Raw genomic sequence first — 12853 nt, 5'->3', positions numbered from 1 at the left:
ATAGCTTGTTCAGGCCACGTTTCCCGCTGGGCCGAGTTCGACAGGCAGGCCTGGGGACCGACTGTACTGGGACCACCCGCCCACGAACAGGCGCCCCTCCCCCAGTCCCAAGTGCTCCAGCGTGAGGAGGTTGTGGCACGCCGTCACTCCGGAGCCGCAATAGCTGATGAACCGATCGGCGCGGCTGATTCCCGCCGCGCGGACGTTGTAGCGCAGTTCGTCGTCCGCCAACAACCTTCCGGTGGAGTCAAGGTTCTCCCGGCAAGGAAGGTTCATGGCCCCTGGGATATGTCCGGGGCGGGGATCTACCGGGTCCTGCAGCCCCTCGAATCGATCACGGTTCCGGGCATCAGCCACCGTAGCGTCGCCACGGAGCACGCCCTCGAGGCCGGCCAGACGCTCCGTCGGCCACGGGCGGACGCGAAACTCCGCAACCTCCCTGACTACCGGCGCCGACTCCAGCGGGCCGCCATAGGAGGCCATCCCGCCGTCGAGAATTGCTGCCTGGCGACCGGTAGCCCGAAGCATCCAGGCGTGGCGCCCGGAGGTGCCATCGAGATACCAGCGGGTATCAGCAAATACCAGGTTTGGCTGATGATCCCCGCACCATTCAAGAGTGACAAAGGGAGGGATCAACGAGGCGTTTGTCATGCAGTGAGCGTAGCGAATCGTCTCACATTAAGAGATGACTATCTCGCAGTATGAGATGTTCAAGCTTCCCGATGTCCGGCTGCGGCGGTAAGGTCGGAGTCACTGGCTATGACGGATGGGGGACCCATGACGGACGATGTCCACGAGCGGATCGGCTTCCGCGAAATCGATCAAGAGGGCAATGCTGTCCGGGCCGTGAGTCCACACGTCCTTGAGCCTGCCGACTCTTCGCGCCACCGACTCACACTGAATCCGTTCATCCTGGCGCTGTGGATTCTCGACGCGGGACTGGCAGGCTTCTGCTTTTGGATTTTCAGCGAGTCGATCCGCCCCACCCAAGCCATCAATTCCGGACAGGGCATGCCCGTGAGCTTCCTGATGTTTTCCACGTTCCCCTTCGCGGCGCTTACCTTCCTCCTGCTCACCGTTGGCTTGCTCTTCTGGCACGCCGCCCAATGGCAAAAGAAGCGGTCGACCGGTCTTGGTGGACCTGATCGACCGCTTCAGTTAGTGCGCCGCGACCCTGCTGCTTGAGTCGGACTGTGGGCTAAAGGACAGCCGCCCCCAGGACGCACTTGACCTCGGTTCCCTTTTGGGGGACCTCGGCGTTGATGGCCCATTCAAGGGCTTTGCCCGCCTGGGCGTCCTTGAAGGACTGCTCGCCCCGGGCAAGCACCGACGACGACTTCGGATCCACCCAGCTCACTGAGATCTTCACGGTTCCCTTGGTGCCCTCGGGTGGAGTCACGGTGCCCTTGGCCGTTACCTTGCCGGCGGCTGTATCGCAGGAGGCCATCTTGGTGGCCTCAATAATGCCGGTGCCGGGGTTCGCCGGTTTGGCCTCGCCGGTGGTGGGTGCCTGGGTAGTAGTGGACGACGGCGGTTGGCCCGGTTGGTTGCTGGGCGAGGAACAACCAGCAAGCGCGGCTGCTGAGACCAGCACGCCCACCATGCACACGACTGACTTCTTCATGGAGTAACTACCTGATTCTCTGCTGATTCGTGGAAGTTGTGGAAATGCGCGGCAACCGAAATGGGGAGACCGGTTGCCGCGCACTCCTTACCTATGCCTCGGAACGCTTACGGCGTCCAACGAGGAACAGGAACAGTCCCGCACCAACCACCAGGATGCTGATAGGCAACACGGTGAGAACAACACCCGTGTAGGCCAACGAATCCCCTGGCTGGGCCGGAACAACCGGCGGGAAAGTCACAACAGCACTTGCAGGTGGCGTGGTGACTTGCGGTCCCGTCGGAGGCAGGCCGGTGGCGGTCGCATTGTTGACGACCTTCCCGGCATTGATGTCGGCCTGGGTTACCGCGTACGTTGCCGTCGCAGTCACTGTTTGGCCCGGCTGCAACTCACCGGGAACACCCGGCCAGTTGTAGCGCAGTGCGGACAACCCGGGCAGGGCGTCCTGGATTGTCACATCCGTCAACGTGACGTTGCCCGTGTTCTTCGCCGTGAAGTTGTAGGTGATGATGTCACCCACCTTCGCGGTGTCCCCTACCGCGGAAGCATCCGCGGTCTTGGAGAACTCCAGGGCCGCATCAGGCGACAACGGGGTGTCCGTACCGGTCGGAGGCGGGGTAACCGCCGGGCCAGTGGGAGGAGTACCCGTGGTGGTCGCCAGGTTGGCGACGTGACCGGCGTCGATATCGGCCTGGGTGACGTGGTACGCCGCCTGGGCCGTGACCGTCTGACCCGGGAGCAACTCACCCGGGGTGGCGGGCCAGATGTAGCTCAGAGCCGACAGACCTGCCATCGGGTCATCGATGGACACGTTGGTCAGCTTGACGTTGCCGGTGTTCTTGGCTGTGAACTGGTAGACGATCTCATCGCCGACCTGTGAAGGTCCACCCTTTGCCGAGACCAGCGCCTGCTTGCTGAACTCCATCGCCGGTGCCGGGACCAACGGGGTGTCCGTACCGGACGGAGGCGGGGTAACCGCCGGGCCCGTGGGAGGAGTACCCGTGGTTGTGGCGACGTTGGCCACGTGACCTGCATCGATATCCGCCTGCGTGATCGCGTACGTTGCGGTAGCGGTCACGGTCTCGCCCGGCTGCAGTTCACCCGGAGTTCCGGGCCAGCTGTAGGCGAGTGCCGAGAGGCCTGCCATCGGATCGTTGATCGATACCTTCATCAGCTTCACGTTCCCGGTGTTCTTGGCCGTGAAGGTGTAGGTGATCTGGTCACCGACCTTCGACGGGCCTTGGACAGCGGAGGCGTCAGCGGACTTGGTCAGCTCCATCGCAGGTGCCGGGATCAACGGAGTGTCCGTCGTTGCCGGAGGCGGCGTCAGGGCAGTGCCCGTCGGCGGAGTGCCGGTGGCGGTTGCCACGTTGGCCACGTGACCGGCGTCGATATCCGCCTGGGTGATCGCGTACGTCGCCGTAGCAGTCACTGTCTGTCCGGCCAGCAACTCACCGGGGGTACCCGGCCAGTTGTAGCTCAGCGCGGAAAGACCGGCCAGGGGATCGTTGATGGCAACATTCTTCAACGTCACGTTTCCGGTGTTCTCTGCCGTGAACGTGTAGCTGATGACATCGCCGATCTTCGCCGGGTTGTGGACTGCCGTTGCGTCAGCCGACTTGGTGAACTCCAGCCCCGGAGCCGGGACCAACGGTGTGTCCGTGGTTCCGGGAGGAGGCGTAACCGGCGTTCCGGTCGGCGGAACGCCCGTGGTGGTGGCACTGTTGGCGACGTGACCGGCGTCGATATCTGTCTGGGTGATCGCGTACGTTGCCGTCGCTGTTACCGTCTGGCCGGGCAGCAACTCACCGGGGGTACCCGGCCACTTGTAGGCCAGCGCCGACAAGCCAGCCAGCGGATCGTTGATCACAACACCCGTCAGCTTCACGTTGCCACTGTTCTTCGCCGTGAATGTGTAGGTGATCTGGTCACCCACAACTGCAGGGCTTTGAACCGCGGACGCATCAGCGGACTTGGTGAACTGCATCGCCGGAGACGGGGTCAGCGGGGTGTCCGTCATACCCGGCGGCGGAGTTACGGCAGGCCCTGAGGGCGGATTACCCGTAGAGGTCGCCTCGTTCACCACATGACCCGCATCGATGTCAGCTTGGGTGATGGCGTACGTTGCGGTGGCGGTCACTGTTTCGCCAGGGAGCAGCTCGCCGGCAGAGCCAGGCCAGTTGTATGTCAGGGCAGACAAGCCGGCCAGCGGATCGTTGACGGTCACACCTGTCAGCTTCACGTTGCCGGTGTTCTTGGCCGTGAAGGTGTAGGTGATCAGGTCGCCAACAACGGCGGGGTCCTTAATCGCGGAAACGTCAGCGGACTTGGTGAACTCCATGGCCGGAGCCGGGGTCAACGGGGTATCCGTGGTTCCCGGAGGAGGAGTGATCGCGGGACCACTTGGCGGGTTGCCGGTGGTCGTGGCGCTGTTGGCGACATGCCCTGCGTCGATATCCGCCTGGGTGATCGCGTACGTTGCCGTCGCGGTAACCGTCTGGCCGGGCAGGAGGATGCCCTGAACGCCGGGCCACGAGTAGACCAGCGGAGACAGGCCCGCCAACGGATCGTTGATGACCACGTCCGTGAGGGTGACATTGCCCGTGTTCTTCGCCGTGAACGCGTAGTTGATGCGATCGCCTACAACGCTCGGGGTCTGGACGCCGGACGAGTCAGCCGTCTTGGTGAACTCCATTGCGGCGCCGGGTGTCAACGGGGTATCCGTGGTTCCCGGAGGAGGAGTGACCGCGGGACCAGTTGGCGGGTTGCCGGTGGTCGTGGCGCTGTTGGCGACATGCCCTGCGTCGATATCCGCCTGGGTGATGGAATACGTTGCCGTCGCGGTCACCGTCTGGCCTGGCTCCAACTCACCTGCGGTGCCCGGCCAGCTGTAGCTGAGGGCGGACAGTCCAGCCAGCGGGTCATCGATGACAACGCCCGTGAGCTTCACGTTTCCGGTGTTCTTCGCCTCGAACGTGTAGGTGATCTTGTCACCAACCCTCGACGGGTTCTGAACAGCCGATGCGTCTGCGGACTTCGTGAAGTCCATGGCAGGGCCAGGAGCCAACGGCGTATCCGTACCGGCCGGAGGAGGAGTGACCGCGGGACCAGTTGGCGGGTTGCCGGTGGTGGTCGCTGAGTTCACTACATGCCCTGCATCGATGTCGGCCTGTGTGATCGCGTACGTTGCCGTCGCGGTCACGGACTGGCCCGGGAGCAACTCGCCAGCAGCACCGGGCCAGTTGTAACTCAGTGCAGACAAGCCAGCCAGGGGATCGTTGATAGTGACCCCCGTGAGCTTCACGTTGCCGGTGTTCTTCGCCTCGAACGAGTAGGTGATCAGGTCGCCCACAACACTCGGGTTCTGGATGGCCGATGCGTCAGCAGACTTGGTGAACTGCATGGCCGGAGCCGGGGTCAGCGGGGTATCCGTTCCTGACCGCGGCGGGGACACCGCGGGGCCGGTGGGCGGAGTACCTGTGCTGGTCGCCCAGTTCACAACATGGCCGGCATCGATGTCAGCCTGCGTGATCGCGTAGCTTGCCTTCGCAGTCACGGACTGGCCAGGCTGCAACTCACCGGGAGTGCCCGGCCAAGTGTAGGCCAGCGGAGACAAGCCAGCCAGCGGATCGTCGATCACCACGCCACTCAGTTTCACGTTGCCCGTGTTCTTCGCCTCGAACGAGTACGTGATGACATCCCCAACCTGGGACGGGTTCTGGACAGCCGAAGCATCTGCCGTCTTGGTCAAGGTCATGTCCGGACCAGGAGTCAATGGAGTGTCCGTGCTTGCCGGGGGCGGGGTTACCGCGGGGCCGGTGGGCGGATTGCCGGTGCTGGTTGCCGTGTTCGCTACGTGGCCGGCATCGATATCGGCCTGCGTGATGCCGTACGTAGCCGTAGCTGTTACGGACTGACCCGGCAGCAACTCGCCCGGAGTTCCAGGCCAGGTGTAAACGAGTGCGGACAAGCCTGCCAGCGGGTCGTTGATGGTGACGCCCGTGAGCTTCACGTTGCCGGTGTTCTTGGCGGTGAAGGTGTAAGTGACCTGGTCACCCACGGCAGCCGGGCTCTGGATCGCTGCGGAATCAGCGGACTTCGCGAGCTCCATTGCAGGAGCCGGAGTCAGCGGAGTGTCCGTGCCGGCGGGCGGAGGAGTAACGGACGGACCGTTGGGCGGAGTACCTGTGGTGGTCGCGCTGTTGACCACATGACCGGCATCGATGTCCGCCTGGGTGACGGCGTACGTTGCCGTGGCGGTCACGGACTGACCCGGTTGCAGGGTTCCTGCGGCTCCGGGCCACGTGTAGCTGAGTGCGGAAAGGCCAGGCAGCGGGTCATTGATCACAACACCCGTCAGTGCAACATTCCCCGTGTTCTTCGCCTCGAACGTGTACGTGATGATGTCACCAACGCGCGAAGGCTTCTGTACAGCGGAAGCGTCCGCCGACTTGGTCAGTGTCATGTTCGCCGAAGGAGTGACCGGCGTGTCTGTTCCGGCCGGAGGCGGAGTGACGGCAGGACCAGTGGGCGGGTTGCCCGTGGTGGTCGCCGAGTTCACAACATGGCCGGCGTCGATATCAGCCTGGGTGATTGCATACGTTGCCGTCGCAGTCACTGACTGGCCGGGCAGCAGCTCACCGGCAGTGCCAGGCCAGCTGTACGTCAACGCAGACAAGCCAGCCAAGGGATCGTTGATCACAACGCCCGTCAGCTTCACGTTGCCGGTGTTCTTGGCCTCGAACGTGTAGGCAATCACGTCCCCAACCTTGGACGGGTTCTGGATCGCCGAAGAGTCAGCCGACTTTGTCAGGCTCATCTCCGGTCCCGGGGTCAGCGGAGTATCAGTGGTTCCGGGCGGAGGAGTGACAGGAGGACCGGTGGGAGGATTACCCGATGTGGTGGCTGAGTTGGCCACATGTCCCGCGTCGATGTCCGCCTGGGTGACAGCATATGTTGCCATTGCGGTTACGGTTTCACCCGGAAGCAGAGTGCCCGGGGTTCCCGGCCACGTGTAGGTGAGGTTGGACAGGCCAGCCAGGGGATCATTGATGACAACGCCGGTCAAGTCCGTGTTTCCGGTGTTCTTCGCCGTGAACGTGTAGGTGATCACGTCACCGACCCGTGAAGGTGACTGAACTGCCGAAGCGTCAGCGGACTTGGTGAACTCCATCTTCGGAGCAGGCTGTGCGGTATTGGTCAACACGCAATTGATGTCTGCGCCCTCCACCGGCGTCAACGCCAGGGAGCCGGAGAAGGCAGCACCAGTCGGCAGCCCTTGCTGGAGGCCATTTGCGTCGGTGCAGGTGATGGCTTGGGCGTAGCCAGCCAGATTGGAACCAGACTCAGTGAGGTAGTAGGTGATCCCGGGAGTAGCAGTGTACTTGCCAGTGGTGCCGGTGCCGGAGGTAACCGTCGAGCCAGCACCCGCCGTGGTGGAGTTGGCCGTATTGTTGACCACTGCACCGGTTGCCGAACCCGAACGGATCTCCATGGTGAACTGGTCGGAGTCAGTCAGGCGGGGAGCATCCAGAGCCTTGTTCAGCGTGATGCGCGGAGCCCTGACCACCAACGTGGCGTCGGCCGGCGGGTTCAGGTTGGTCTGGATGTTGGCAGCACCGTTGACGTAAGTGCCCTCGGTGTCCGAGGTGACGTCCACGGTGATGGTGCACGATTCCTGCCCGGAGGCAAGGTCGCCGCCGGTAACGGAGACAGCACCGCTGCCGGCCGTCGCCGTGGTGGCCAGCGGAGCTCCGGCGGACTGAACACACGTGCCGCCAATGTTGGGGGCTCCGGCAACAACCAGTCCGGCCGGAAGAGTGTCCGTGATGGACCAGTCGTCCTTGGCGTTGAGCTCACTGGTGTTGGTCACGGTCAACGTCAGGGTGGACGTTCCACCGGTACTGATCAGGGACGGGGAAAAGGACTTGTCCAGTTGCGGAGTAACGTCAACCAGGCGCACGTTGTCGAAGGCACCATCGTTGCCATTGGTGGCCCCGTTGTTGTTCCACATTTCCAGGCCCATGGATGAACCCGTGGCCTGGAAAGCTTGGTTGGTGGTCATCGAGTTGATGTTGACCGTTTTGGTGACTGTACCGAAAACGCCGCCAATGTCACTCGTGACTTGTTGCTTGTATGCCTGCACGTTCGGATCCGATGAGGTCTGGCATCCGTTCAAGGGATCCCCGATAGGGGTCACGGTCCCGTCGGCATCGATTTTCGCGAACTGGTACGACGGATCCCCAGACGGGTCCATGCAGTTGATGTAAGCGGTGTCCACACCAAACGTGTAGTAGTGGCCCGCGGTTGTTGCCACTGGATTGACCGTCTTGAACATCACGCCGAACTTGGGGCCGGCTGGGATGAGCGCACAGAAACCCGTGGTTGTGGGCGTTGAAGGGCACTCCGTAAAGGAACTCGTCACATGCTCGGTGTCTGGCGATCCGGGTGAGAATTGCTGCCCCATTCCTTTGGCGAGCATACGCAACTGCTGGTAGCTGCGGCGGGTTCCATTCTCGGCACAGCGGTTCTCCGTACCCGATCCAGCAGCTCCAGAGACTGCCCAAGGAGGCGTATCGGTATTGCCGTAGCTCAAGATGACGCCGTTGCACCGTGTGGCATCGATCCATCCGGGCGAGCCCGTATAGGTCTCTCCGGCCGCGCCCACGTACGTCGTGGAGCTGGACGCCGAGTAGGACTGGGCTCCGAGAGGGGTATTGTCCGTGCCGTTCTCGAAGTCTTCAGTGAAAACGACCGTGCCGGGCTGGGTGACTCCCGGCGTTCCCGGGACCGTTGCCAGGGCAGGAGGCGCCAAGGCACCACCCACCCCTAAGGAAATGATCGCTGTAGCGAGTACACCCGCTAACAGCTTTCGTGGACGTGTATGTTTCATGGGCTCTCTGTCTTCTCTAGGTCACGCTGGGGCCAAGCCAGCTGAAACCGACCCCGGCTCGGCCACTCGCCAGTGATCCAGTACGCGCAGCCGATGGTTCGTGTCGTTGAACGCCGGAAAGGTTCCAATAAGGCCGCCGAGACACGGCGACCTAGTGCTCCTGTGGAGGCAACCCAAGAAACGTGACGCGAGAACTCAGAAAAACTTAAGAAAAGTTTGGGAACGTCCTAATGGAACGTGTTGGTGAACGTTTTGGTGACGATGTTTTGCCCGCCGAACCGGTACTCCAGGGTCCCCAACGTCGCCGATTGGGGCATGGAAACTCCCAACACAAAGCTAAGTTTCGAAGAGTCCAGTTGGCTGGAAGTGCACCGGATCTCGCGCGCGCCGGAAGCCACACAATCCCACCCGGCAGGTGCGGCCATCTTTCCGGAGATGATCGTTGCATCGTCCGGGAGCGAGAAGACTGCCTCACCCGACGTCGGTGTCCCGGCGCCGAGCAGGGAAAAGTCCACCGTGACGTCGCGCTCAACGGCGTTTGCTCCGGGAACGGCGGCAAATGTTGCCTCAACCGTTTGGATGACCGGGGCCGGGGGTGCGGGAGGCGACCCCACCGGCGTCGACGTCACCACTGCGGAACCGATGACGCTTGCCTTCCGCTGGATCACGGGAAGGTCGGGAACGACGACGGCGGGTTCCCGCGGCGCGGCGACCGGCGGGACCGCCGGAGGTACTTCCACCACAGGCGGAGCTGGCGCGGGGGCAGCTGTGCTGGGTGCAGCTGGAACGGTGGGTGCATCCGGAACGGTGGGCTGCACTGGAGGCGCAATGCTGGCCCCGGCCACAGTCGAGTCGGATACCGGTTGAAGGAGCCAGGCAGTCACTCCTGCCACGGCCACCGCTGCGACGGCTGCCGCGACCACCACCTTGGACAGCGCACCGGAGCCCTTGCCCGCACCCGCGGTGGGCAGGGCCGCCGTCGTACCGCCGGCAACGGAACCAACGGTTCCGGAAGCCAATGCCGCCGCCGCGCCAGGCGTGAACGCAATGCCTGCGACCAGAGGGAAAAGGAGGGCACGCATCCGGCCTTCCACGTCAGTAAGTTCCACCAAGAGGGCAGTGCATTGCGGGCATGACTCCAAGTGGGAACTTACCTTTTCCTGCGAGGAGCGTTTCAACGCGTTGCGCGCGTATTTTCCCAACTGGCTGGCATATTCGTCGCAGGCTTCATCCACTGTCTGGCTGATGTGGTGCTGCAGGTAGGCCTGGCGCAGGCCTTCCCTGGCACGGATGGCAAGGGAAGAGACACCGTTGGGGCTCAGTCCCACAAACGGCGCGGCCGCCGCGGGCTTCAACCCTTCGATGTCCAGGTGCCAGAGGACCGCTTGCCAGCGCTCGGGCAGCGATTTGAAGGCCTTGGCCATGGTGCTCGACTCGAACTCGATCAGCACGGTATCCGCGTCATGGACCGCAGAATCAAGGATGCTGTCATCGGTGGCCATAGGCGTCCGCCTGGCCTTCTTGTTCCTTTCGTAGGCAGTACGCCGCACAACGGTCAGGAGGTAGGACCGGAAGAACTCCTTGGGTCCCTTTCCGTCCTTCAACGACTGGAAAATCGACGCGAAGGATTCAGCAACCACGTCATCGGCGTCGCTGGGGTTGTCGGTCTGCTGCCTGGCAACGTAGTGGGCAATCGCGAGGTGCCGGTTGTAGAGAGTGTCGAACGCATCAGTCGCACCTTTGCGCACCAGATCCAAGAGCTGGGGATCGCTGTCCTCACCCGCAGTCAGGGACCAAACCCCAAGTGTCCCCATCTCTAATGCTTGGTCCATAAACAGTAGTGTGACATCAGATTGCCCGCTGACTTGAATCACAGGTTACTTACGACTATAAGGGGGTCGAAAATTCTTCTGGAACAGCAACACAAAGCGCACCCCAGCGCCACTAAAACGTCATGAGGCCCCTCATCGCTGCATCAACGGCCGCACGCCATCGCGCATCCCGCAGGCTCTCTCTCGCCAAAATTGCCCGTTCCACGCGGAAAGACGGGCAATCGCGGACGAAATTGGGGCCTCCACCGGGAAGCCAGACAGTGGCGATTTCACGGACACTCCGGGCACGCCACGTGAAGCTCGTTTACGGCGCGGACAGATCCACAGCCGGCCCGGGAGACGTCGTCATCTTCACTGCGTGGATCAGCAACGGATCAAAAAGTCATCTTCGTAACATTTGTCTTATTCCGCGCTCGTTCACCAATGAAGCCATGGAACCGTTGTCATATGCCTCCAGCCCGGAAAGCGAGGACTTGGCGATACCGTCCCTGGCGCCGGGCGAAGGTGTCATGCGGAGTTTCTCTTACCGCGTCACGGAGACTGACCATGCCCACGGCGGCAATTTGATCAGCGCCATGCAGGTCCGGGCGTCTTGCCTCGGCCGACTGGTCACGGACGAACACGATGCGATCGTCTCCCTGACCGGTACCCGGACTCCCTGGCCAGTGCGGTCCACCCGGCCAGGCCTGGGGCATTGGAGCTCGACGCCGGTCACGTCAGTAAAGCCCCGGCGCCGGCCGCGTCGGCTGGCCAACGCCGGGATGCTTAAGGGTTAGTCGTTGTCCGGTTCGCCCACAGGCTTCTCGGCAGGCCAGTCGACGTCCTGCTCATAGCCCTCGTGCTTTTGCAGGTAGGAAGCGATGTACGGGCAATGGGGAATGATGCGCTTGCCGGAAGCCACTACGTCATCCAGGGCGAAGTGCGCCAAGACCTTTGCCAGCCCCTGGCCCTTGAACTGGGGTTTTGTTTCGGTGTGGGTGAAATCGATATGACCCGGCCTGTCGATGAACTGGGAGATGACGGCCAGCTCCCCATCGACGTGGAGTTCGTAGCGGTGGAATTTATCGTTGCGGACTGTGGTAACGCCAGCGCGGAACGAGTCGGCCAATGAGTCGGTGTCGGTCATGATTCGAGATTGGCACGTAAACCTTGCGCTGGCAACGTGGAGTCCCCCAGCAGCTTCCGGGGCGGCAGCACCGGCGTCGGAACCCTCCCCAAGAGCAGGACGGCGAGCGCGAAGCACGCCGCTCCCCCACCCAGCAACGCCAACGTCAGCCCGTTCAGGGCGGCGTCCATCACCGGGAGGAGAACCACGACGCCGGCAGTCACCACCGCAGTCCGGGAGGGACCACGGGCGTGGCTGGCCGCCGTCGGACGGTTTTCCAGCCTGCCGAAGACAAGGATCACAGGTACCAGCAAGGCGACCACGGCGACGAAGACCGGGATCCGGCCCCACCACCAATCCGCCGTCTCCGGCGACGGTTTGGGGAAGTCCGTGAGCAGGAGAAGTCCGGCCATGCCCACCAGGAGCGGCAAATGCCACAGGTAGACCGTCATGGCACGGCGTCCCGCAACGGCGATCAGCGCCTGGATCCAGCGGACCGAGCCCAGCCAACGGATGCCGTTGCGGAGCAGCTGCAGGGTAGCGGCTTGGGAGATACCGAGCAGCAGAAGGCAGAGGTTGGGCGGGTTGATGTTCTCCACCATGTTGCCGGGGTAGATGGCCACGCCCGTCACCACGCCGAGCAGCAGATTGCTTGAGGCTATGGCACCGAACAGCCACGGGCGGCTGCGGTCGCGGAAGAAGCCGTCGGCCATGAAGAAGCCCAGTTGCTGGACCGCGCACCAGACGAAGACCATGTTGACGAAAGCCAGCACGGGGATGGCTCCGCGCAGGGAATCCACCGTGATGATGAGGGCCGCCAGGATGCCGAAGGTCAGCCAGGGTGCCCGGTGATGGAACCGGGCCATCAGGGGAACGCTCACTTGGGCTGTGAGGTAGGCGGCCAGGAACCACAGCGGCATCGCTGCACCCGTTGCCATCAATTGGATCACCTGGGGATGGACGCCCAGCAAGAGCGCCGTCCACAGTCCCGCCCACATGACGGCAAGCAAGGCCATGGCAGGGCGCACCAGCCGGAGGAGGCGCACTTGGGCGAACTGGAAACCCGTACCGCCCCGGGCCTGCAGGCGGCGCCAGGATTGCAGGCCTGTCACCCCGCCCATCACGAAGAACAACGGAACGATCATGAGCACCCACACCACGGGCGTGAACCAGCCTTGGTCCATCAGGGTGTTCGCTGTGGTCACCGTTCCGTCCTTGTGGAGGACCGGGCTGACCATCATGCAGTGGGCGGCCACCACCAGCAGGAGGCAGGTGAAGCGGACAAGGTCGATCGCTGGGTCCCGCCGCACGGCCGTAGCCTGTCCGGCGGGAGTATCCAGATGCCGTGGATCCTCCATGGCCCTCCCAACCTCGTGCTGCCTCCATTCTCCGCCCGGCAC

General features: G+C 63.1%; 8 protein-coding genes. 2 read left to right on the top strand and 6 right to left on the bottom strand.

Features of this window, described 5'->3' with window-relative positions; translation table 11 throughout:
• Window positions 1-9 precede the first annotated feature (9 nt).
• The gene (locus ACIPV6_RS05905; protein ID WP_400269976.1) at window positions 10-651 is read right to left on the bottom strand and encodes a sulfurtransferase; all 642 of its coding nucleotides are present in this window, start codon (window positions 649-651) and stop codon (window positions 10-12) included.
• Window positions 652-777: 126 nt separating this feature from the next.
• On the opposite strand from ACIPV6_RS05905, the gene ACIPV6_RS05900 reads away from it, so the two are divergent.
• Complete coding sequence (locus tag ACIPV6_RS05900) at window positions 778-1185, top strand: hypothetical protein (RefSeq protein WP_400269975.1); 408 nt, start codon at window positions 778-780, stop codon at window positions 1183-1185.
• Window positions 1186-1198: 13 nt separating this feature from the next.
• Here ACIPV6_RS05900 and ACIPV6_RS05895 read toward each other — a convergent pair whose 3' ends face one another.
• The 3 genes from ACIPV6_RS05895 to ACIPV6_RS05885 all read right to left on the bottom strand — a co-directional run bounded on the left by ACIPV6_RS05895 (window position 1199) and on the right by ACIPV6_RS05885 (window position 10348).
• Complete coding sequence (locus ACIPV6_RS05895; RefSeq protein WP_400269974.1) at window positions 1199-1624, bottom strand: hypothetical protein; 426 nt, start codon at window positions 1622-1624, stop codon at window positions 1199-1201.
• A gap of 91 nt (window positions 1625-1715) precedes the next feature.
• The gene (locus ACIPV6_RS05890; protein WP_400269973.1) at window positions 1716-8516 is read right to left on the bottom strand and encodes a hypothetical protein; all 6801 of its coding nucleotides are present in this window, start codon (window positions 8514-8516) and stop codon (window positions 1716-1718) included.
• A 227-nt stretch (window positions 8517-8743) separates the two neighbouring features.
• Window positions 8744-10348: a sigma-70 family RNA polymerase sigma factor gene (locus ACIPV6_RS05885; protein WP_400269972.1), complete on the bottom strand. Its 1605-nt coding sequence runs from the start codon at window positions 10346-10348 to the stop codon at window positions 8744-8746.
• Window positions 10349-10779: 431 nt separating this feature from the next.
• Here ACIPV6_RS05885 and ACIPV6_RS05880 point away from each other — a divergent pair, with 431 nt between their 5' ends.
• Window positions 10780-11124 (top strand): hypothetical protein, encoded by a 345-nt coding sequence (locus ACIPV6_RS05880; protein WP_400269971.1) that lies wholly within the window; start codon window positions 10780-10782, stop codon window positions 11122-11124.
• Here ACIPV6_RS05880 and ACIPV6_RS05875 read toward each other — a convergent pair.
• Window positions 11121-11474, bottom strand: a complete 354-nt coding sequence (locus ACIPV6_RS05875) for a GNAT family N-acetyltransferase (RefSeq protein ID WP_400269970.1) — start codon at window positions 11472-11474, stop codon at window positions 11121-11123. The genes ACIPV6_RS05880 and ACIPV6_RS05875 overlap by 4 nt on opposite strands.
• The gene (locus tag ACIPV6_RS05870; protein ID WP_400269969.1) at window positions 11471-12811 is read right to left on the bottom strand and encodes an acyltransferase; all 1341 of its coding nucleotides are present in this window, start codon (window positions 12809-12811) and stop codon (window positions 11471-11473) included. Before ACIPV6_RS05870 ends, ACIPV6_RS05875 begins: the two co-directional genes overlap by 4 nt.
• Window positions 12812-12853: the final 42 nt, after the last annotated feature.

This window comes from Paenarthrobacter sp. NPDC089988, assembly GCF_044748465.1.
Lineage (GTDB): Bacteria > Actinomycetota > Actinomycetes > Actinomycetales > Micrococcaceae > Arthrobacter.
This window is presented reverse-complemented; position numbering and strand designations above follow the sequence as displayed.